Here is a 21860-nt window from a genome sequence, read left to right on the forward strand (position 1 = left end):
GGAGCGAGCCTGCTCGCGATAGCGGTGTGTCAGTTGGCATAGCTTTGCCTGATTCACCGCTATCGCGAGCAGGCTCGCTCCCACAGGGATCTCGTCGTCATATCCATTTGCGACATCCTGAAAAAGTGCATTTGCCCGTTCTTGTGGCTTGCAGCTTGAAGCTCGCCGCTTCCCCTGCCCAATCACGCCATCCTTGTAGGGCAATCCCTACCCCCAACCTTCCATCCGGCTGAGGCGATTCTCTCCTGCGCCCCGATTTGCGCGCTCCCCAGCGTCCACTAGGCTTAGTCCACAGCAGTCATCAACAAAAAAGGTGTGGGTATGAGCCAGGTCGATTCAAACGCAGGGGCCAGTGACATTCTGGTCAGCTTTCGTGGAGTGCAAAAAAGCTACGACGGCGAGAACCTGATCGTCAAAGACCTCAACCTGGAGATTCGCAAAGGCGAGTTCCTCACCTTGCTCGGGCCGTCCGGCTCCGGCAAGACCACCAGCCTGATGATGCTCGCCGGTTTCGAAACACCGACCGCTGGCGAAATCCAGCTGGCCGGACGCTCCATCAACAACGTGCCGCCGCACAAACGTGACATCGGCATGGTGTTCCAGAACTACGCACTGTTCCCGCACATGACCGTGGCTGAAAACCTGGCGTTCCCGCTGACCGTGCGCGGCTTGAACAAGAGCGACGTCAGCGACAAGGTCAAAAAAGTCTTGAGCATGGTTCAGCTCGACGCCTTCGCCCAGCGCTATCCGGCGCAACTGTCCGGTGGTCAGCAACAGCGTGTGGCCCTGGCCCGCGCTCTGGTGTTCGAACCGCAATTGGTGCTGATGGACGAACCCCTCGGTGCACTGGATAAACAACTGCGCGAACACATGCAGATGGAAATCAAGCACCTGCACCAGCGCCTGGGCGTGACCGTGGTCTACGTGACTCACGACCAGGGCGAAGCCCTGACCATGTCCGACCGTGTGGCGGTGTTCCACCAGGGCGAGATCCAGCAGATCGCTGCGCCGCGCACCCTCTATGAAGAGCCGAAAAACACCTTCGTCGCCAATTTCATCGGCGAGAACAACCGCCTCAACGGCCGCCTGCACAGCCAGACCGGCGACCGCTGCATCGTCGAGCTGGGTCGCGGTGAAAAGGTTGAAGCGCTGGCGGTGAATGTCGGCAAGACCGGCGAACCGGTCACGCTGTCGATTCGTCCGGAGCGCGTGAGCCTTAATGGTTCGAGCGAGTCCTGCGTCAACCGCTTCTCAGGAAGGGTGGCGGAATTCATCTATCTGGGCGACCACGTCCGGGTTCGCCTGGAAGTCTGCGGCAAGACCGACTTCTTCGTGAAACAACCGATTGCCGAGCTCGATCCCGCGCTCGCCGTCGGTGATGTGGTACCGCTTGGCTGGCAGGTCGAACACGTTCGCGCGCTCGACCCACTTCTAGAGGCGCATTGATCGCCCCCTGCTTCAACAACACCAACCCTGCACGTGGAGAGAACAATAAATGTTGAGATCCCTGAAATTCACCGCTTTGGTCATGGGCATGATCGGCGCGGCACACGCGATGGCGGCGGGCCCGGATTTGACCGTGGTGTCCTTTGGCGGGGCGAACAAGGCGGCGCAGGTCAAAGCCTTCTACGCACCGTGGGAAGCGGCAGGCAACGGCAAGATCGTGGCGGGCGAATACAACGGTGAGATGGCCAAGGTCAAAGCCATGGTCGACACCAAGAGCGTGTCCTGGGACCTGGTGGAAGTTGAATCGCCAGAACTGTCTCGCGGTTGCGACGAAGACATGTTCGAGCAACTCGATCCTGCGCTGTTCGGCAAATCCGAAGATTACGTCAAAGGCGCTATCCAGCCTTGCGGCGTAGGTTTCTTCGTGTGGTCGACCGTGTTGGCCTACAACGCCGACAAACTGGCCTCCGCACCGACCAGCTGGGTGGATTTCTGGGACACCAAGAAATTCCCGGGCAAGCGCGGCCTGCGTAAAGGCGCCAAGTACACCCTGGAATTCGCACTGATGGCCGACGGCGTTGCGCCGAAAGACGTCTACAAAGTGCTGGCCGGCAAGGACGGTCAGGACCGTGCGTTCAAGAAGCTTGATGAGCTGAAACCAAGCATTCAGTGGTGGGAAGCCGGCGCACAGCCGCCGCAATACCTTGCGTCCGGTGACGTGGTCATGAGCTCGGCCTACAACGGCCGGATCGCCGCTGTGCAGAAAGAAAGCAACCTGAAAGTCGTGTGGAACGGCGGTATCTACGACTTCGACGCATGGGCTATTCCAAAAGGTCTGGACGCCAAGCGCGCCGAAGCGGCGAAGAAATTCATCGCGTTCTCGGTGGCGCCGCAGCAGCAGAAGACTTACTCGGAAAACATCGCTTACGGCCCGGCCAATGTCCAGGCCGTACCGTTGCTGGCCAAGGATGTCCTGAAAGACATGCCGACCACCCCGGAAAACATCGCCAACCAAGTGCAGATCGACGTCAGCTTCTGGGCTGACAACGGCGAGCAACTGGAACAGCGCTTCAATTCCTGGGCTGCGAAGTAACTAGAGGGCTCGCCCTCCCGTGAGGGCGAGCTTTTGTGGCGAGGGAGCTTGCTCCCGCTTGAGTGCGCAACACTCACAAAATTGGACGTTGTTAACAGAATTTTGGGGCCGCTTCGCAGCCCAGCGTCGGAACGCCGCCCGGAGCAAGCTCGCTCGCCACACAGGTTCGCTCTCACTTCAACGATTTATCAAAGATTTCCGGAGTACGCCATGGCCACCGCCATTCCCCTGAACGCGGGCACTGACCCCACCTTGAAGCAGCGGCTCAAGCACGCCGAGCGGATCAATCGCTGGAAAGCACAAGCCTTGATCGCGCCCCTGGTGCTGTTTCTGTTGCTGGTGTTCCTGGTGCCGATCGTGGCGCTGCTCTACAAAAGCGTTGGTAACCCGGAAGTGGTCGGCGGCATGCCACGTACCGTGACGGCCATCGCCAGTTGGGACGGCCGAGGCCTGCCCGCTGAACCGGTGTACAAGGCGGCCAGCGAAGACCTCGCTGAAGCGCGCAAGAATCAAACTTTGGGCGATCTGTCCAAGCGCTTGAACATGGAACTGGCCGGCTACCGCAGCCTGCTGACCAAAACCGCCCGCGCCTTGCCGTTCGCCACCGAACCGACCTCTTATAAAGAAGCACTGGAAGGCCTCGACGAACGCTGGGGCGACCCGGCGTATTGGCAAGCAGTGCGCCGCAACACCAGCAGCATCACACCGTACTACCTGCTGGCAGCCGTCGATCACCGCATCGACGACCTCGGCGAAATCGCCCCGGCGACCCCCGATCAGGCGATCTACCTCGACATCTTCGCCCGCACGTTCTGGATGGGCCTGATCATCACCGTGATCTGCCTGTTGCTGGCGTATCCATTGGCTTACTTGTTGGCGAACCTTCCGTCACGCCAAAGCAACCTGCTGATGATTCTGGTGCTGTTGCCGTTCTGGACCTCGATCCTGGTGCGAGTTGCCGCGTGGATCGTATTGCTGCAATCGGGCGGGCTGATCAACAGCGGCCTCATGGCGATGGGCATCATCGATAAACCGCTGGAGCTGGTGTTCAACCGTACCGGGGTCTACATCTCGATGGTGCACATCCTGCTGCCGTTCATGATCCTGCCGATCTACAGCGTGATGAAAGGCATCTCGCCGACCTACATGCGCGCCGCGATTTCTCTGGGCTGCCACCCGTTCGCCAGTTTCTGGCGGGTGTACTTCCCGCAGACCTATGCCGGTGTCGGCGCTGGTTGCCTGTTGGTGTTCATCCTCGCCATCGGCTACTACATCACCCCGGCGTTGCTGGGCAGCCCGAACGATCAGATGGTCAGCTACTTCGTCGCCTTCTACACCAACACCAGCATCAACTGGGGCATGGCGACCGCACTCGGTGGGCTGCTGCTGTTGGCGACCGTGGTGCTTTATCTGATTTACAGCTGGCTGGTGGGCGCCAGTCGCCTGCGCCTGAGCTAAGGGGAGAATGAAATGCTGAGTCCTTATATGTCGCCCATCGAACGGGTGTGGTTCTACAGCTTGCGGATACTCTGCGGCCTGATTTTGTTGTTCCTGATTCTGCCGGTGCTGGTGATCATTCCGCTGTCGTTCAACTCGGGCAGTTTCCTGGTGTACCCGCTGCAAGGCCTCTCGTTGCACTGGTATCAGGACTTCTTCGCGTCGGCGGAGTGGATGCGTGCCCTGAAGAACAGCATCATCGTTGCTCCGGCGGCGACGGTGCTGGCCATGATCTTCGGGACGCTGGCAGCGATTGGCCTGACTCGCGGTGATTTCCCGGGCAAGGCGCTGGTCATGGCCCTGGTGATTTCGCCGATGGTGGTGCCGGTGGTGATCATCGGTGTGGCGAGCTATCTGTTCTTTGCGCCGCTGGGCCTGGGCAACAGCTTCTTCTCGCTGATCGTGGTGCATGCGGTGTTGGGCGTGCCGTTTGTGATCATTACCGTGTCGGCGACCTTGCAGGGGTTTAACCACAACCTGGTGCGCGCCGCTGCAAGTCTGGGCGCTTCGCCGCTGACGGCGTTCCGCCGGGTGACGTTGCCGCTGATTGCGCCGGGTGTGATCTCGGGTGCGCTGTTTGCTTTCGCGACGTCGTTCGATGAAGTGGTAGTGACGCTGTTCCTTGCCGGCCCGGAACAAGCGACGTTGCCTCGGCAGATGTTCAGCGGTATCCGCGAAAACCTCAGCCCGACGATTGCTGCTGCAGCGACGCTGTTGATCGCCTTCTCGGTGATCCTGTTGCTGACCCTCGAGTGGCTACGCGGCCGCAGCGAAAAACTGCGCACCGCGCAGGTCTAAGATTTACACCGATCCCCTGTAGGAGTGAGCCTGCTCGCGATAGCGGACAATCAGTCGACATCAATGTTGAATGACAGTCCGCTATCGCGAGCAGGCTCGCTCCTACAGTTGTTTTGTGTGGTTTTCGGGATGTTGGGTCATTCATGGCCTGAATAGCAGACAAACCCCAATCCCCAGCTACTATTGTGCCCAGCTCCCCTACGTATAAGAGGCTGCGCACGATGAGTCTTTCCTCTTTCAAAATCGCTCACAAACTGATCACTGGTGCCGGTGCCATCGAGCAACTGGCGGCTGAACTGACACGCCTGGATATCGACAACCCACTGATCGTCACCGACGCTGCACTGGTCAAGTCCGGTACGGTCGAGCTGGCGCTGGCGCAGTTGGGGGATCGGCCCTACGAGATTTTCGACCGTGTGCTGCCAGACCCGGAAATCGCCATCGTCGAAGACTGCATGCGGGTTTACCGCGAAGGCGGACATGACGGTCTGATCGGCCTCGGCGGCGGCAGTGCCATCGACATCGCCAAAAGCGTCGCCGCCTACGCCGGTTATCACGGCGCGCTGGAGGATTTGTTCGGCGTCGATCAGGTGCCGCGCAAAGGCCCGCCGCTGATCGCTATCCCGACCACGGCCGGCACCGGTTCGGAGGTGACCAACGTAGCGATTCTCTCCGACAAGGTTGCGCAGCTGAAGAAAGGCATTGTCAGCGACTATCTATTGCCGGACGTGGCGCTGGTCAGCCCGCAAATGACCCTGACCTGCCCGCGCAGTGTCACCGCTGCCAGTGGTGTCGATGCGTTGGTGCATGCCATCGAATCCTATCTGTCGCTGAACGCCTCGCCGATCACCGACGCCCTGGCCATCGGCGCCATCAAGCTGATCGCCAAAGCATTGCCCAAGGCCTACGCCAATCCGTCCAACCTGCAGGCCCGCGAAGACATGGCCACCGCCAGCCTGATGGCCGGCATGGCGTTCGGTAATGCCGGGGTCGGCGCGGTGCATGCGCTGGCGTATCCGCTGGGCGGGCGTTTCAACATTGCCCACGGTGTCAGCAATGCCTTGCTGCTGCCGTATGTCATGACCTGGAACAAGTTGGCTTGTGTGGAGCGCATGCAGGATATTGCCGAGGCCATGGGGGTCAAGACTGCCCACCTGAGCGCGACCGATGCGGCGGACAAAGCCGTGGAGGCGATGACTGCGTTGTGCGCGGCGGTAGAGATCCCGCCAGGTCTGCGCAGCTTCGGTGTTCCCGAGGATGCGATCCCGGCCATGGCCGTGGAAGCGGCGGGGATCGAGCGCCTGATGCGCAACAATCCACGCAAATTGAGCGCCATCGATATCGAGAAGATCTACCGAGCAGCGTACTAGAGCCTGCCGAAACTGATTTGATCGAAGGCAGGCCCAATCATCGCGGTCACAGTGCGCGCGTCAAAGCATGAGGTATACAATGCGCGCCATCGTGATTCTGCTCAAAAAAGGTGCGTCATGCAGCCCTTCGTCATTGCTCCGTCGATTCTCTCCGCCGACTTCGCCCGCCTGGGTGAAGAAGTGGACAACGTCCTGGCCGCCGGCGCCGACTTCGTGCACTTCGATGTCATGGACAACCACTACGTGCCAAACCTGACCATCGGCCCGATGGTGTGCTCCGCGCTGCGCAAGTACGGCGTGACCGCGCCGATCGACGCGCACCTGATGGTCAGCCCGGTGGACCGCATCGTCGGTGACTTCATCGAAGCCGGTGCGACTTACATTACCTTCCACCCGGAAGCCACGCAGCACGTCGACCGTTCCCTGCAATTGATCCGCGAGGGCGGTTGCAAGTCGGGCCTGGTGTTCAACCCGGCGACGCCGCTGGACGTGCTCAAGTACGTGATGGACAAGGTCGACATGATCTTGCTGATGAGCGTCAACCCGGGCTTCGGCGGGCAGAAGTTCATCCCTGGCACTCTCGACAAGCTGCGTGAAGCGCGCGCGCTGATCGATGCCTCCGGCCGGGACATCCGCCTGGAAATCGACGGCGGCGTCAACGTGAACAACATTCGTGAAATCGCTGCGGCTGGCGCCGACACCTTCGTCGCCGGCTCGGCGATCTTCAATGCACCGAACTACCAAGAGGTGATTGAAAAGATGCGTTCCGAACTGGCGTTGGCTCGTCCATGAGTGGCTTTGAGCAGCTGTTCCCGGGGCGTCTGCCACGGCTGGTGATGTTCGATCTGGATGGCACGCTGATCGATTCGGTCCCCGACCTCGCCCTGGCTGTGGATAACATGCTGCTCAAACTCGGGCGTCAACCGGCCGGCCTCGAGTCGGTGCGTGAGTGGGTCGGCAACGGCGCGCCGGTGCTGGTTCGCCGTGCGCTGGCCGGTGGCATCGACCATTCGACGGTCGACGACGGTGAAGCCGAGGGCGCACTGGAGATTTTCATGGAGGCTTACAGCGAGAGCCATGATCTGACCGTGGTCTATCCCGGCGTGCGTGACACCCTGAAATGGCTGCACAAGCAGGGTGTCGAGATGGCGCTGATCACCAACAAGCCGGAGCGCTTCGTCGCGCCGCTGCTGGATCAGATGAAAATCGGCCGTTACTTCAAGTGGATCATCGGCGGCGACACCTTGCCGCAGAAGAAGCCTGACCCGGCGGCGCTGTTTTTCGTGATGAAAATGGCCAACATCCCGGCCTCGCAATCGCTGTTTGTCGGCGATTCGCGCAGCGACGTGCTGGCGGCAAAAGCGGCGGGGGTGAAGTGCGTAGCGCTGAGTTATGGCTACAACCATGGCCGGCCTATTTCGGAAGAGTCGCCGGCGCTGGTGATCGACGATCTGCGCAAGCTAATTCCCGGTTGCCTGGATCCGGCCGCTGAGATAACGTTGCCCGACGTTGCTCAATCCCCTTCTGGAAACGCCATCGTGGTGGTCACTCGCAAACTCTGGATGAAAGTCATCAAGGCCCTGGCCCGCTGGCGTTGGCGCGCCTGACTCGATTCTGGCCGGCTTTCCGGCGCGTTTGCATACCTGACTGTTAGCACCTCAAGCCACGAGGCTACCCCATGATCCGCGAAGAATTCCTGCGTTTGGCCGCTGCCGGCTATAACCGTATCCCGTTGGCCTGCGAAACCCTGGCCGACTTCGATACGCCGCTGTCGATCTACCTGAAACTGGCCGACGAGCCGAACTCCTACCTGCTGGAATCGGTGCAGGGCGGGGAGAAGTGGGGCCGTTATTCGATCATCGGCCTGCCGTGCCGCACCGTGCTGCGGGTTCACGATCATCACGTCAGCGTGACCCACGACGGCGTCGAGATCGAAAGCCACGAAGCCGAAGATCCGCTGGCCTTCGTCGAAGCCTTCAAAGCCCGCTACAACGTGCCGACCATCCCTGGCCTGCCACGCTTCAACGGCGGTCTGGTGGGTTATTTCGGTTACGACTGCGTGCGCTATGTGGAGAAGCGTCTGGGCAAATGCCCGAACCCGGATCCGCTGGGCGTGCCGGACATTCTGCTGATGGTCTCCGACGCGGTGGTGGTGTTCGACAACCTCGCCGGCAAAATGCACGCGATTGTTCTGGCCGACCCGTCGCAGGCTGACGCCTTCGAACAAGGTCAGGCCCGTCTGGAAGCGCTGCTGGAACAACTCCGTCAGCCGATCACCCCGCGTCGCGGCCTGGATTTCAGCAAGCAACAGTCGGCTGATCCGGTGTTCCGTTCGAGCTTCACCCAAGACGATTACGAAAAAGCCGTCGACACCATCAAGGAATACATCCTGGCCGGTGACTGCATGCAGGTCGTGCCGTCCCAGCGCATGTCGATTGATTTCAAGGCCGCACCGATCGATCTGTACCGGGCGCTGCGCTGCTTCAACCCGACGCCTTATATGTACTTCTTCAACTTCGGCGACTTCCACGTCGTCGGCAGTTCGCCGGAAGTGCTGGTGCGGGTCGAAGACAACCTGATCACCGTGCGCCCGATTGCCGGCACTCGCCCACGCGGGGCCAACGAAGAAGCCGATCTGGCGCTGGAAAAAGATCTGCTGTCAGACGACAAGGAAATCGCCGAGCACTTGATGCTGATCGACCTCGGTCGTAACGACACCGGTCGGGTGTCGGAGATCGGCTCGGTGAAGCTCACCGAGAAAATGGTCATCGAGCGTTATTCCAACGTGATGCACATCGTCTCCAACGTCACTGGCCAATTGAAGGCCGGGCTGACGGCGATGGACGCACTGCGCGCGATCCTGCCGGCGGGCACCTTGTCGGGCGCACCGAAGATTCGTGCGATGGAAATCATCGACGAACTGGAGCCGGTCAAGCGTGGCGTCTACGGTGGTGCGGTGGGTTACTTCGCCTGGAACGGCAACATGGACACCGCGATTGCGATCCGCACCGCAGTGATCAAGAACGGCGAACTGCATGTACAGGCCGGTGGCGGAATCGTCGCCGACTCGGTGCCGGCGCTGGAATGGGAAGAAACCCTGAACAAGCGCCGCGCGATGTTCCGCGCCGTGGCCCTGGCCGAACAAACCCCGGACGACTGAGATCACACAAAAAAAACTGTGGGAGCGAGCCTGCTCGCGATAGCGGATTGTCTGTCACATAGATGCTGGATGTGCCGACGCTATCGCGAGCAGGCTCGCTCCCACAGGGATCTTCACCAGCATAAAAAAACGCGGCGCCTGTGAGGGCGCCGCGTTTTTTGTTGCTTGCAATTTAGAAGTCCAGCGCAACCCCAACGTTAATACCTTGCTGGGTAAAGTCATCATCCTTGCGAATGTCATAACTGGCCCGCAATGCCAGATCCTTGGTTAGGTTGTGGCTCACGCCCACATTCAAACGGTTCAGGTGGGATTGCGGGGTGTAGCCGGCCAGGGAGTAACTGTTGTTCGGCAGGCTGTTGAGGTTCATGGTCACGTCTTGGGTGTCGTCGTTGTACTCGCGCTCGTGGGCCAGTTCGCCAAACACTTGGGTCTGCTGAGTGATCTGGTACTTGCCCTGGATACCGAGACCCAAGCGCCTGGAGATGCGCGACTGGTCATCGAAGGTCAGCGCGGTGGAATCAGCGCCATCTTCCGAGTAACCGTCGACTTCAACCTTGGCGAAGTCAGCGCTCACGAACGGCGACAGGTGCCATGGGCTGCTGGCCTGTGGCGCGATGTCATAACCCAGGCGGCCACTGATAGCCACCAAGTAGCCGTCGGTATCGCCTTTCTCCCCGCGCTCATTGGCACCCAACTGGAATTTACGCTTGAGGCTGTCGTAGTCCAGATGCCCGGCCGTCAATGCCGCGTCAGCCCACCAGCGGTTTTGCTGGTACTGGGCAAACGCCGTACCCATGTAAGTGTTGAGCTTGTAATCCGAGTCGCGATCGCCGGCTTCGAGCTTCTGGTTGTAGAAGCCAGCCGCCAGGCCAACGCGCCATGCATCGTTGAGCCGGTAGCTGCCACCGATGTTCAGGTTGGCGCCATTGCCGTCGGCACTGGCGCCGCTGCGCTGGCTGTCGAAGTCCTGATGTTGCCCGCCACCGGCGACAATCGCGCGCCATTGGCCGACGCCTTGCCAGTTTTCCCAATCCGCCAGCCACTGGTTACGCAATTCATCCTGATGGGAGCGCAAAGAACCCTGGGCCATTTGCGGCAGCAGGGTCGCTTCCCATGGTGCCGCCAGCAGCGAATAGGCGTAATCGGCAATCAGGCGCTGTCCGGCTTCGGTCGGGTGCACCGCATCGTTGTAAATCAGTTTGCTCGGATCCGGCGTCGCACTGTTAATGCCGTAACGGGCGTTTTCGGTGCATCCGCTGCCGCTGAAGCAGGTGGCGCTCAGGTTCTGGTCAGTGGCCAGGCCGAACTGCGCCGGGTTGGCAAACGTCTCTTTGAGCAGGACCGGAATGTTGAGCGGGATGACGTTGGCATTGACGCTCTGCAGCTGGCTCACCAGTTCGGTGTTGAACTGGGCGCTGAGTTGGGAAGTGAACGTTTGCAGCGGGCCGCCATTGAAGGCCGGGGTGAAGCCGATGTCTGGCAGCAACCAGACCATGATGTAGCGGGCACCAGCCTGTTGCAGGGTTTGCACGCTGCTGACCAGGCGATCGGCCGCAGCGCTGGCCTGAGGCAGGCTGGTCACGCGACCTTGGAGGAAATCGTTACCACCGCCCGACAGGTAGTACAGCGCATTCGGGTCAGCGCGGAAGTTGTTCGACGGCAGGTAACCCGCGCGGGTGCGATCGCCCGTGGCGGAGGTGCTGGTGATCGAATCGAGAATCTGGTCGGTGCGATAACCGCCGACGGCCCAGTTGTTGCCATCGGGTTGGCCATTGTTGGCGCGTACCGCCGAGGACGATGAGGCGGTCTGATCCGCCGAGAACCCCAGTTTTCCACCCAGAATCTGCGTCGAGTTGAGCGAACGGACTTCGCCGCTGCCATCCAGGTAAACCGGCCCCGTCCGGTTGGTAAAGCGCTGGGTCGAACCGGCCGGTCCGCCCGTATCGGCAAAGGTCCCGGCATCGTTGAGACTGTCGCCGAAGACGACGAAATTGGTGTAAGGATTAGGCGCGGCGATCGCCTGGGCGCAGGCCATGGCGAGCAAGCATCCTGCGAGCGGTACAAACAGCGTCTGTTTGATCATGAGCAAGTCCGTTTATTTATTGTTGTAGTGAACGAAACGACAGTACCAAAAACTTCCGGCCTTTTGCCATCGGTCGCGAACCCTTCAATTGTTTCGCGGCCAGTCACCCCGGCCATATTGCACGCTCTGCCCAGCTAAGTTACTGTGCCGAGACGTATGAATGAGACCTTCCCCGTGTTGATCATCAGCAAACTCCTGGATCAAGTCATCAAGGCACACGCCCGCTGGCGTTGGCGCGCCTGAATTCTTTTGCCGGCCCTGCCGGACCTGTACCGCTTTGCCTTCTTCACCCGTATGACATACCGCTTTGCCGGCGCACCCGGCGACTGACAAAGCGCAGGACGCTGCGGGTCACCATTCGAAGGCTGTATTAAAAGTCAGTGAATTCAAGAGGTTCCAACCGCCATGTTGCTGATGATCGATAACTACGACTCTTTTACCTACAACGTTGTGCAGTACCTCGGTGAGCTCGGCTCCCAGGTCAAAGTCGTGCGCAACGATGAACTTACCGTTGCCGAAATCGAAGCCCTCAACCCTGAGCGCATCGTCGTGTCCCCCGGTCCCTGCACCCCGACCGAAGCCGGTGTCTCGATCGACGTGATCAAGCATTTCGCTGGCAAACTGCCAATTCTTGGCGTCTGCCTCGGCCACCAATCCATCGGTCAGGCCTTTGGTGGTGATGTGGTCCGCGCCCGGCAAGTCATGCACGGTAAGACTAGCCCGGTATTCCACGAGGACAAGGGCGTATTCGAAGGCTTGAACCGGCCGCTGACGGTGACGCGCTATCACTCGCTGATCGTCAAGCGTGAAACCCTGCCCGATTGCCTGGAGCTGACCGCCTGGACCCAGCTGGAAGACGGCTCGGTCGACGAGATCATGGGCCTGCGCCACAAGACATTGAACATCGAGGGTGTGCAGTTTCACCCCGAGTCTATCCTCACCGAGCAGGGCCACGAGCTGTTCGCTAACTTCCTCAAACAAACCGGCGGCACGCGCTAAGGACTTTTCATGAATATCAAGACAGCCCTGAGCCGTATCGTCGACCACCTCGACCTCAGCACCGATGAAATGCGCGATGTGATGCGCGAAATCATGACTGGGCAATGCACGGATGCGCAGATCGGCGCGTTCATGATGGCCATGCGCATGAAAAGCGAAAGCATCGACGAGATCGTCGGCGCGGTGTCGGTCATGCGCGAGCTGGCGGACAAGGTCGAACTCAAGACCCTGGACGGCGTCGTCGATGTAGTCGGCACCGGCGGTGATGGTGCGAACATCTTTAACGTATCGACCGCTTCTTCTTTCGTGGTTGCAGCGGCCGGATGCACCGTGGCCAAGCATGGTAACCGTGCGGTGTCGGGCAAAAGCGGCAGCGCTGACTTGCTGGAAGCAGCCGGTATCTACCTGAACCTGACCCCGGTCCAGGTGGCGCGTTGCATCGACAACGTCGGCATCGGTTTCATGTTCGCCCAGACCCATCACCGTGCCATGAAGTACGCCGCCGGCCCGCGCAAGGACCTTGGCCTGCGCACGCTGTTCAACATGCTCGGCCCGCTTACGAATCCGGCCGGCGTGAAACATCAGGTGGTGGGCGTGTTCAGTCAGGCGTTGTGCCGGCCATTGGCCGAAGTCTTGCAGCGTCTGGGCAGCAAGCACGTATTGGTGGTGCACTCGAAGGATGGCCTGGACGAATTCAGTCTGGCCGCGCCGACCTACGTGGCGGAATTGAAAAATGACCAGGTCACCGAATACTGGGTCGAGCCAGAAGACCTGGGCATGAAGAGCCAGAGTCTGCACGGCCTGGCAGTGGAAAGTCCGGCGGCGTCCCTCGAACTGATTCGCGATGCCCTGGGCAAGCGCAAGACCGAGAGCGGTCAGAAAGCCGCCGAGATGATCGTGCTCAATGCCGGTGCGGCGCTATACGCGGCCGACCTGGCGACCAGTTTGAAAGAAGGCGTTGCGCTGGCGCACGATGCGCTGCACACAGGCCTCGCTCGGGAGAAACTTGAGGAGTTGGGTGCATTTACCGCGGTATTCAAAGTGGAGAATGAGGGATGAGTGTACCGACGGTTCTGGAAAACATTCTGGCGCGCAAAGTCCAGGAAGTCGCCGAGCGTAGCGCTCGTGTGAGTCTGGCGGAGCTGGAAAGTCTGGCCAAGGCGGCCGATGCACCCCGTGGTTTTGCCAGGGCTTTGATTGCTCAGGCCAAGCTGAAACAACCGGCAGTCATTGCCGAAATCAAGAAAGCCTCGCCGAGCAAAGGCGTGATCCGCGAGAACTTTGTTCCCGCCGACATCGCCAAAAGCTACGAGAAGGGCGGCGCGACGTGCTTGTCGGTGCTGACCGATATCGATTACTTCCAGGGCGCCGATGCGTATCTGCAACAGGCGCGGGCGGCGTGCAACCTGCCGGTGATCCGCAAGGATTTCATGATCGATCCGTACCAGATCGTCGAAGCCCGGGCCTTGGGCGCTGACTGCGTGCTGTTGATCGTCTCCGCGCTGGACGACGTGAAAATGGCCGAGCTGGCAGCCGTGGCCAAAAGCGTCGGTCTCGATGTGCTGGTGGAAGTCCACGATGGCGATGAGCTGGAGCGGGCCTTGAAAACCCTCGACACGCCACTGGTCGGCGTGAACAACCGCAACCTGCACACCTTTGACGTCAGCCTGGAAACCACGCTTGACCTGTTGCCACGGATCCCGCGTGATCGCTTGGTGATTACCGAGAGCGGCATTCTCAACCGGGCCGATGTGGAACTGATGGAAATCAGCGACGTGTACGCGTTCCTGGTTGGCGAAGCGTTCATGCGTGCCGAAAGCCCGGGCACCGAGTTGCAGCGCCTGTTCTTTCCTGAGCGCGGCGGCCCGGTCAGCGGTTCTACGCTCGACTGATTACTCGCAGACCGAGTAGACCCCATCGCCGGCAAGCCGGTCTCGCTCCCACAATGGACATGCTGACACCAGACATCCAATGTGGGAGCGAGCCTGCTCCGGGCGGCGTTCCGACGATGGCGGCATAAGTAGCACCACAAACTTCATGCCTAATGGAATCCTTATGACCTCAATCGTCTCTTCTTTGACTGTCGAAGCCGGCCTACAGGCCGAACAGGATCTGCTGGCGACGGTCTGCGCCGGCGACGCTGAATTTGGTCTGCTGTTCTGGCAACCCAATGACCGTGCACTTGTCATGCCCCGACGCCTGAACCGTCTGCCAGCCTTCGAAGCCGCATGTGAAGTATCAGCCGCCGCAGGCTGGCCAGTGTTGTTGCGTGAAACCGGCGGTGAGCCAGTGCCACAATCGGCTTCCACCATCAACATCGCACTGGTCTACGCACCACCCCGCAGTGAAGGCGACCAGAACCGTATCGAAACCGCTTACCGCCGACTCTGCGACCCGATCTGTCAGTTACTCGATGCGCTGGGTGGCGTTTCGTCCCTGGGCGAAGTTGACGGCGCATTCTGCGATGGCCGTTTCAACGTCAACCTCGACGGCCGCAAGATGGTCGGCACGGCTCAGCGCTGGCGCCAGAGCAAGGGTGGTACGCGTCCAGTCGGATTGGTGCACGGCGCCTTGTTGCTGGATAACGAGCGTGAATCGATGGTCGCCGCGGTCAATCGCTTCAATGAAGCGTGCGGTCTTGAACAGCGGGTTCGCGCCGAAAGCCACATTGCCTTGCATGAGAAGTTTGCCGCGCCCGATGTACTCGGGCGGCTTGATGCGCTTTATCGCCAGTCGCTGGCAGATATGCTCGCCGTTTGATTTTCGAGCTTACCGCGTACCGAAGACCACCATGGTCTTGCCTTTGACGTCCACCAGGTTGCGTTCTTCCAGATCCTTGAGCACGCGACCGACCATCTCCCGCGAACAACCGACAATCCGCCCGATTTCCTGACGGGTCACTTTGATTTGCATGCCGTCCGGGTGGGTCATGGCGTCCGGCTGTTTGCACAGCTCCAGCAGGCAGCGGGCGACGCGACCAGTGACGTCGAAGAAGGCCAGGTCGCCGACCTTGCGCGTGGTATTGCGCAGACGCTGTGCGATTTGTCCGCTGAGCACGTAAAGAATGTCTGGATCTTGCTGGGACAGTTCGCGGAATTTTGCGTAGCTGATTTCCGCTACTTCACACTCAATCTTCGCGCGTACCCAGGCGCTGCGTTCCTGCTCAAGCCCGGCTTGTTCAAACAGGCCCAACTCACCGAAAAAGTCCCCGGAGTTCAGGTAGGCGATGATCATCTCGCGGCCATCGTCATCCTCGATCAGGATCGTGACCGATCCCTTGATGATGAAGAACAGCGTTTCCGAGCGATCACCGGCGCAAATGATGTTGCTCTTGGCCGCATAACGACGGCGCTGGCAATGCATCAGCAGCTTGTCGAGGTTCTTGATTTTGGGGCTTGGGGCAAGAGCAACCATGGTTGTATCCCGAAAAGACTTCACGGTGTATTTGGTTTTTTTATGAGTCGCTGATGACGGTTGCGGCAAGGGCTGGCCATGCGCCAGCGAATTGGCGCCAGCTTAACAGACACTTCCTGCAATATTCGAGCATTTACCTACGGTTCGGAAGGTTATGCCCTACAAATGCAGGGCACTGTCTATCCTGGGCCCTGTGCTAAGCTGGCGACCCTTTTTTATGCAGTGGAGTCTGGCGATGAAGGCACGCATCCAATGGGCTGGCGAAGCCATGTTCCTCGGTGAATCCGGCAGCGGTCACGTCGTGGTCATGGACGGTCCGCCCGATGCAGGCGGTCGCAACCTGGGTGTCCGGCCAATGGAAATGCTCCTGCTGGGTGTCGGTGGTTGCAGCAATTTCGACGTGGTCAGCATCCTCAAGAAGTCGCGTCAGGCGGTCGAGAGCTGTGAAGCCTTCCTTGAAGCCGAGCGTGCAACCGAGGATCCCAAAGTCTTCACCAAGATCCACATGCACTTCGTGGTCAAGGGCCGCGGGCTGAAAGAAGCGCAGGTCAAGCGCGCTATCGAGCTGTCTGCCGAGAAGTACTGCTCGGCTTCGATCATGCTGGGCGCGGCGGGCGTCGCGATTACCCACGACTACGAGATCATCGAACTCGGTTGAATCGACATTCAACTATCATAAAAGCAGTGCAGACTCTGGCGATCCCAAGCTGACGTCTGCATAATGCGCCACTTTTTTCAGGGTCGTGGCCGGTCATCGACAGGCTGCGAACCCGAACAGACAACCAAAATCGCCATCGCGAAGAGGTGTTAACCGTCCTACGCAGCTGCGTTGTTCGCATCTGACGGGCATGCTTGATCACGCGGCCCGGGCCGCAATACATAGAGAGTTTTTAACGGTGAAAAGCAAACTCAAGCTCCACGGGTTCAATAACCTGACAAAGACCTTGAGCTTCAACATCTATGACATCTGCTACGCGGAAACCCCGCAGGACCAACAGGCTTACGTCGAGTACATCAATGAAGAGTACAACGCGAAGCGCCTGACGCAGATCCTCACAGAAGTTGTCGATATCATTGGTGCCAACATCCTGAACATCGCCAGTCAGGACTACGACCCACAGGGCGCCAGCGTCACGATTCTGATCTCTGAAGAGCCGGTGACCCCGACCGACAGCCAGATCGAGGAATCCCCGGGCCCATTGCCCGAGATCATCCTGGCCCACCTCGACAAGAGCCACATCACGGTGCATACCTACCCGGAAATCCATCCGGACGACGGCATTGCGACATTCCGTGTAGACATCGACGTGTCGACCTGTGGCGTCATTTCACCGCTTAAAGCGCTCAACTTCCTGATCCACCAGTTCGATTCGGACATCGTGACCGTGGATTACCGTGTGCGCGGTTTCACCCGTGACGTCGAAGGCAACAAGCACTTCATCGATCACGAGATCAATTCGATTCAGAACTACCTTTCCGACGACACCCGCGACGCGTACCAGATGACCGACGTGAACGTGTACCAGGAAAACCTGTTCCACACCAAAATGCTGCTGAAGAACTTCGAACTGGACAACTATCTGTTCGGTGACGCGACGAACAACCTGTCCCCTGAGCAGCGTGCTCAAGTGACGGATCGTGTGAAACACGAAATGCTCGAAATCTTCTACGCGCGCAACATGCCTAACTAAGATTTTTCGAGCACAAAAAAGGCGACTTCCTCACGGCAGTCGCCTTTTTTATTACCTGAACACGGACACTGTGGGAGCGAGCCTGCTCGCGATAGCGCCCTCCCGGACAGTGCATCTATCAGATCCGATAGGTGCTCTTGGTCATCACTTTGGCCATCAAACTCATCCCGAACTTCACCGGCGCCGGAAATCGAAACCCTCCAGCCTCCAGCGCGCTTTCAGCATGGTGCTCTTCATCAACCCGCATCTGTTCAAGAATCGCCCGGGACTTCTCGTCTTCCGCCGGCAATTGCTCAAGGTGCTCGTTCAAGTGTTTGCACACCTGATGCTCGGTGGCGGCAACGAAACCCAGGCTGACCTTGTCGCTGATCAATCCGGCCACGGCGCCAATCCCGAATGACATGCCGTAGAACAGCGGGTTGAGAATGCTGGTGTGGCTGCCCAGCTGTTTGATGCGTTGCTCGCACCAGACCAGGTGATCGATTTCTTCCTCGGCAGCATGTTCCATGGCAGCACGCACGTGCGGCAGCCTGGCAGTCAGGGCCTGACCCTGATACAGCGCCTGGGCGCAGACTTCACCGGTATGGTTGATGCGCATCAAACCGGCGACATGGCGGGTGTCTTCGTCACTCATTTGCGCATCCGGTTGCACGATGGCGGGTGACGGGCGGTACGGCTGGCCACTGAAAGGCAGCAACGTACGCATCGCGGCATCGGCTTGCAGCAGAAGACGGTCAATCGGCGAGTAGTGACGCTGGGTAGTCATGCTGACCTCCGGGAAGAATCTCGGCGGCCAGTTTAACCCAATCGGCCGGGGAAGGTTTGCGCTGGGTCATTTGCAAGAATGAGGCATGTGGCGAAGGGCTTTCTGTGGCGAGGGAGCTTGCTCCCGTCGGACTGCGAAGCAGTCACAATCAAAGACAATGAGTCCTCAGGTTTCAGGGCTGCTACGCAGCCCAACGAGAGCAAGCTCCCTCGCCACAAAAGCCCTCGGCCTCAATCAGCCCGGCGGCCAGTGCATCTGGCGCTGACCCAGCACATGCATATGAATGTGATAGACAGTCTGCCCACCCAGCTCATTGCAGTTCATGACAACACGGAAACCTTCTTCGCAGCCCAGTTCCAGGGCCAGGCGCTGGGCGGTGAACAGAATATGCCCGGCCAGAGCCTTGTCGTCCTCAGTGAGGTCGTTAAGGGTGCGCACCGCTTTTTTCGGGATGACCAGAAAATGCACCGGCGCCTGTGGGTTTATGTCGTGGAAGGCCAGTACCTGGTCGTCCTCGTAGATGATCTTTGCCGGGATTTCCCGGTTGATGATCTTGGTGAACAGAGTATCCACAGCTGTTTTCTCCGTTGATTGGGCTGGCCTGAGTGTACTCATGGGTTATCGCCGAGCCCAGCCTTTTACCTTCAGGTCTGATCAGCGCGGGCAGTAGGCCTTGTTGACCATGCCAGCGATTGTTCGTATCAGCCAGCGAGAGCCGAGCCGCGGCAGTAAGGCGCGCCAGCGGTTCCCGCGACCCGGAATAATGATGGCGCGATTTTTCTCCAGGGCCCGCACGGTATACAGCGCAACCTCTTCGGGGCTCATCAGCAGGTTGCTGTCGGCCAGTTTGCCGGTGTCCAGCTGCGCAGTGCGGAAGAACCCGGTGCGTGTCGGGCCGGGGCAGAGCACCGAGACCTTGACTGCGCATTTCTTCAGCTCGACGCGCAACCCTTCGGAAAAGTGCAGCACATAAGCTTTGCTGGCGTAATACGTGCTCATCCACGGGCCTGGATGGAACGCCGCCATTGAAGCGACGTTCAGGATCTGCCCGCCCCCCTGCAAGGCCATGCTGTTGCCGATGGCGTGGCACAAGCGGGTGAGGGCCAGGATGTTCACTTCGATCAGATCCTGTTCGGTCATCCAGTCCTGGGCCAGAAAGGGTCCGCAGGTGCCGATGCCGGCGCAGTTGACCAGCAAATCGATTTGCCGGTCACCTTCTTCCAGTTCCAGCAGAAACCCGGACAGCCGTAACGGCTCGCCGAGGTCACAGGCGCGGAACAAGACTTCCACGCCAAACCGTTGGGTCAGTTCGATTGCAATACTTTCCAGCTGATCACGCTGTCGGGCCACCAGAATCAGGCTACGGCCCCGGCGGGCCAGCGCTTCGGCCATCGCCAGGCCGATGCCACTGGAAGCGCCAGTGATCAGAGCGTAACGGGTCATGCAGTTCTCCATCGCAACAGCTCCGCGCCGGCGACGCGGGTGTCACGGGCGGGGAGCGCTGTTCATTCTTTCGCAGAGTCTACAGTGGACGCGGTTATTCGGCTTCTTCGTCTGCGGAGTCGGGTGCTTGCTCAGCCTCTTGCGCCGGCTCGACTTCCACTTCTTCGGTGGTCACTGAACTGCTGTCGTAGCTGGTTTCGGCAGCCGTTTCGTACTCTTCCTGTATTGCGGTAATGCCTCCGGCCAGCGCGCCAACCAAGACGATGGCAATCAACACGACCCACAGCGAAGACAGCACTTTGACCGCGGTAGTGTTGGGCGGAGGCGGCGCGCCGTAGCGATTGGCGATGTTGGTGCCCGGGGCGATCATGATCACGAACGGGAAGAAGCTGCCCACGAACGGCACAAGGTTCAGCAACCAGAGCCAGCCGGACCAGCCGATGTCGTGCAGGCGCTGAACGCTGATCTGAACGCTGACGACCGCCATGACAATGAACAGGATGAACGCCACCAGGCCGCCGAGAATCAGGCCTGCGGTCGAGTCGGCGCTGATGATGGCGAAGGCGAAAATGGCCAATACCGATCCGACGGCCAGCGTGACCAGCGTCAGGACCATCGTCCAGGCCAGATAACGCAGACGACCGATGCGACCTTCAACACTGAATGGCTTGAGTGGCGCATACGCAGGCAGGCTTTCGCCGACAGTGGCTCGGGGCGGTGCGTAAGGGGATGCGGACTCGGCGAATACCGGTTGGCTGCTGACAGGCCTGTGCTCGTGAGCGTCAGCCAGGTTCAGCTCGATGGACGATTCGCTTTCGATGCGCGCATCGATGCCGGTTTTCTTCAGTGCCTGAAGGTAGATTTGCGCATCGACCTGCGACAGGTCTTGTTTGAGCGTAACCGTCTTGCCAGTGAACAGTCGCTCGACAGCCGCGACCTCACTTTTGTACAGCGCGGCCAGATTCTGTTTAGCAGTGGTGGCATCAACGCCTGGCAGCAGAGCGCCGTCGAACACGATCTTGAAACGGTTGTCGCTCATTGCGAGGCATCCTTGTCGCGAGAATTTGTAATAGGGTGTGTTTCGAGGATGGAGTGTAAGGCCAGCCGGGGCGGGCTGGCCAAACTTTCATCTCAGCGTGGCCAGCGTTCAGGCAACGCGGCCGCCAGTTCCAGGGCCTTGCGGTATTCCGCGTCCAGCCGTGCGACCAATTGATCGACGCTCGGCAAATCATCGATTTCCCCGACACCCTGGCCCGCAGACCACACCGTTTTCCAGGCTTTGGCTTCATCGCTGATGGGCTTGAGTTTGGAGCCGAAGTCGACCTCGCCCTTGCCTTGCAGCGCCTTCATGTCGAACCCGGCAGCTTCCAGGCTTTGGCGCATGAAACTCGCGGGTACGCCCGAGACCGCCGGAGTATGGACAATGTCCGCAGCTCTGGCAGTCAGCAACATCTCTTTGTAGGCGTCAGGCGCATGACTTTCCGTGGTGCCGATAAATCGCGTACCGAAGTAGGCCAGATCCGCACCCAGCAATTGCGCTGCAAGTATCTCGTGGCCATGGTTAAGGCAGCCTGCCAGCAACAGGGTCTTGTCGAAGAACTGGCGAATTTCGGCAATCAGCGAGAACGGGCTCCAGGTCCCGGCGTGTCCACCGGCGCCTGCCGCCACGGCGATCAGGCCATCCACACCGGCCTCGGCGGCTTTCTCGGCATGGCGACGGGTCGTCACGTCGTGAAACACCAGGCCGCCATAACTGTGGACCGCATCGACGACTTCTTTCACGGCGCCGAGGCTGGTGATTACGATCGGCACTTTGTGCTCGATGCAGATCGCCAGGTCTGCTTGCAGCCGTGGGTTGGTGTTGTGGACGATCAGATTGACCGCGTAAGGCGCCGGATTATCCAGTGTCGCCAGTCCTGCTTCGATCTCTTCCAGCCAGGCCTTGAAGCCGCTGCTCTCACGCTGGTTCAGCGCGGGAAAGCTGCCGACCACGCCGTTACGGCAGCAGGCGAGCACCAATTGCGGATTGGAAATCAGGAACATCGGCGCTGCCACCACGGGCAGACGCAAACGTTGTTCGAGCAAAGCGGGCAGCGACAT

21 protein-coding genes and 1 pseudogene are annotated in these 21860 nt (G+C 59.7%); 14 read left to right on the top strand and 8 right to left on the bottom strand.

Annotated elements, in window-relative coordinates:
* Positions 1 to 204, bottom strand: a 204-nt coding sequence (locus ACRC4F_RS05695; RefSeq protein ID WP_438658467.1) for a hypothetical protein, incomplete at its 3' end; no start/stop codon positions are given.
* A gap of 117 nt (positions 205 to 321) precedes the next feature.
* Between ACRC4F_RS05695 and ACRC4F_RS05700 the strand changes: the two genes are divergently transcribed.
* From ACRC4F_RS05700 to trpE, 8 genes are all read left to right on the top strand, one after another.
* Complete coding sequence (locus tag ACRC4F_RS05700; protein WP_438658468.1) at positions 322 to 1446, top strand: ABC transporter ATP-binding protein; 1125 nt, start codon at positions 322 to 324, stop codon at positions 1444 to 1446.
* A gap of 49 nt (positions 1447 to 1495) precedes the next feature.
* On the top strand, positions 1496 to 2539 hold the full coding sequence (locus tag ACRC4F_RS05705; RefSeq protein WP_438658469.1) for an ABC transporter substrate-binding protein: 1044 nt from the start codon (positions 1496 to 1498) through the stop codon (positions 2537 to 2539).
* Positions 2540 to 2749: 210 nt separating this feature from the next.
* Entirely contained in the window at positions 2750 to 3997 is a 1248-nt protein-coding gene (locus tag ACRC4F_RS05710) for an ABC transporter permease (protein ID WP_438658470.1), read from the top strand.
* A 12-nt stretch (positions 3998 to 4009) separates the two neighbouring features.
* Positions 4010 to 4834, top strand: coding sequence for an ABC transporter permease (locus ACRC4F_RS05715; RefSeq protein WP_438658471.1), 825 nt, complete (start codon positions 4010 to 4012; stop codon positions 4832 to 4834).
* A 221-nt stretch (positions 4835 to 5055) separates the two neighbouring features.
* Positions 5056 to 6204, top strand: a complete 1149-nt coding sequence (locus ACRC4F_RS05720; RefSeq protein ID WP_438658472.1) for an iron-containing alcohol dehydrogenase — start codon at positions 5056 to 5058, stop codon at positions 6202 to 6204.
* A 117-nt stretch (positions 6205 to 6321) separates the two neighbouring features.
* Positions 6322 to 6996 (top strand): ribulose-phosphate 3-epimerase, encoded by a 675-nt coding sequence (gene rpe / locus ACRC4F_RS05725; protein WP_008061583.1) that lies wholly within the window; start codon positions 6322 to 6324, stop codon positions 6994 to 6996.
* Complete coding sequence (locus tag ACRC4F_RS05730) at positions 6993 to 7811, top strand: phosphoglycolate phosphatase (protein WP_438658473.1); 819 nt, start codon at positions 6993 to 6995, stop codon at positions 7809 to 7811. Before rpe ends, ACRC4F_RS05730 begins: the two co-directional genes overlap by 4 nt.
* 71 nt (positions 7812 to 7882) lie before the next feature.
* On the top strand, positions 7883 to 9364 hold the full coding sequence (gene trpE, locus ACRC4F_RS05735; protein WP_438658474.1) for an anthranilate synthase component I: 1482 nt from the start codon (positions 7883 to 7885) through the stop codon (positions 9362 to 9364).
* Between the two features lie 172 nt (positions 9365 to 9536).
* Here the strand turns inward: trpE and estP are convergent, their stop codons facing one another.
* Positions 9537 to 11447: an esterase EstP gene (gene estP / locus ACRC4F_RS05740; RefSeq protein WP_438658475.1), complete on the bottom strand. Its 1911-nt coding sequence runs from the start codon at positions 11445 to 11447 to the stop codon at positions 9537 to 9539.
* A gap of 405 nt (positions 11448 to 11852) precedes the next feature.
* Between estP and ACRC4F_RS05745 the strand changes: the two genes are divergently transcribed.
* From ACRC4F_RS05745 to ACRC4F_RS05760, 4 genes are all read left to right on the top strand, one after another.
* Complete coding sequence (locus tag ACRC4F_RS05745) at positions 11853 to 12446, top strand: aminodeoxychorismate/anthranilate synthase component II (RefSeq protein ID WP_109635289.1); 594 nt, start codon at positions 11853 to 11855, stop codon at positions 12444 to 12446.
* Between the two features lie 9 nt (positions 12447 to 12455).
* Positions 12456 to 13505 carry an anthranilate phosphoribosyltransferase gene (gene trpD / locus ACRC4F_RS05750; RefSeq protein ID WP_438658476.1) on the top strand — a complete coding sequence of 350 codons (1050 nt, stop codon included), beginning with the start codon at positions 12456 to 12458 and terminating at the stop codon, positions 13503 to 13505.
* The gene (trpC, locus tag ACRC4F_RS05755; protein ID WP_438658477.1) at positions 13502 to 14338 is read left to right on the top strand and encodes an indole-3-glycerol phosphate synthase TrpC; all 837 of its coding nucleotides are present in this window, start codon (positions 13502 to 13504) and stop codon (positions 14336 to 14338) included. Before trpD ends, trpC begins: the two co-directional genes overlap by 4 nt.
* 163 nt (positions 14339 to 14501) lie before the next feature.
* Positions 14502 to 15206 carry a lipoate--protein ligase family protein gene (locus ACRC4F_RS05760; RefSeq protein ID WP_438658478.1) on the top strand — a complete coding sequence of 235 codons (705 nt, stop codon included), beginning with the start codon at positions 14502 to 14504 and terminating at the stop codon, positions 15204 to 15206.
* Positions 15207 to 15215: 9 nt separating this feature from the next.
* Here ACRC4F_RS05760 and crp read toward each other — a convergent pair whose 3' ends face one another.
* Positions 15216 to 15860, bottom strand: a complete 645-nt coding sequence (gene crp, locus ACRC4F_RS05765; RefSeq protein ID WP_438658479.1) for a cAMP-activated global transcriptional regulator CRP — start codon at positions 15858 to 15860, stop codon at positions 15216 to 15218.
* A 235-nt stretch (positions 15861 to 16095) separates the two neighbouring features.
* Between crp and ACRC4F_RS05770 the strand changes: the two genes are divergently transcribed.
* Positions 16096 to 16518: an OsmC family protein gene (locus ACRC4F_RS05770; protein ID WP_007941657.1), complete on the top strand. Its 423-nt coding sequence runs from the start codon at positions 16096 to 16098 to the stop codon at positions 16516 to 16518.
* A gap of 238 nt (positions 16519 to 16756) precedes the next feature.
* Positions 16757 to 17551: an adenosylmethionine decarboxylase gene (gene speD / locus ACRC4F_RS05775; RefSeq protein WP_438658480.1), complete on the top strand. Its 795-nt coding sequence runs from the start codon at positions 16757 to 16759 to the stop codon at positions 17549 to 17551.
* A 118-nt stretch (positions 17552 to 17669) separates the two neighbouring features.
* Here speD and coq7 read toward each other — a convergent pair whose 3' ends face one another.
* The 5 genes and pseudogenes from coq7 to ACRC4F_RS05800 form a co-directional block, all read right to left on the bottom strand.
* Positions 17670 to 18317, bottom strand: coding sequence for a 2-polyprenyl-3-methyl-6-methoxy-1,4-benzoquinone monooxygenase (gene coq7, locus ACRC4F_RS05780; RefSeq protein WP_438658481.1), 648 nt, complete (start codon positions 18315 to 18317; stop codon positions 17670 to 17672).
* Positions 18318 to 18551: 234 nt separating this feature from the next.
* Complete coding sequence (locus ACRC4F_RS05785) at positions 18552 to 18890, bottom strand: histidine triad nucleotide-binding protein (RefSeq protein WP_438658482.1); 339 nt, start codon at positions 18888 to 18890, stop codon at positions 18552 to 18554.
* A gap of 81 nt (positions 18891 to 18971) precedes the next feature.
* A complete protein-coding gene (locus ACRC4F_RS05790) occupies positions 18972 to 19760 on the bottom strand; it encodes an SDR family NAD(P)-dependent oxidoreductase (protein WP_438658483.1) in 789 nt (262 codons plus the stop codon).
* A gap of 62 nt (positions 19761 to 19822) precedes the next feature.
* Positions 19823 to 20799 (bottom strand): annotated as a pseudogene (locus tag ACRC4F_RS05795) (DUF805 domain-containing protein).
* 92 nt (positions 20800 to 20891) lie between these two features.
* Complete coding sequence (locus ACRC4F_RS05800; RefSeq protein ID WP_438658484.1) at positions 20892 to 21860, bottom strand: NAD(P)H-dependent flavin oxidoreductase; 969 nt, start codon at positions 21858 to 21860, stop codon at positions 20892 to 20894.

The organism is Pseudomonas sp. (assembly GCF_051660785.1).
Taxonomy (GTDB): domain Bacteria; phylum Pseudomonadota; class Gammaproteobacteria; order Pseudomonadales; family Pseudomonadaceae; genus Aquipseudomonas.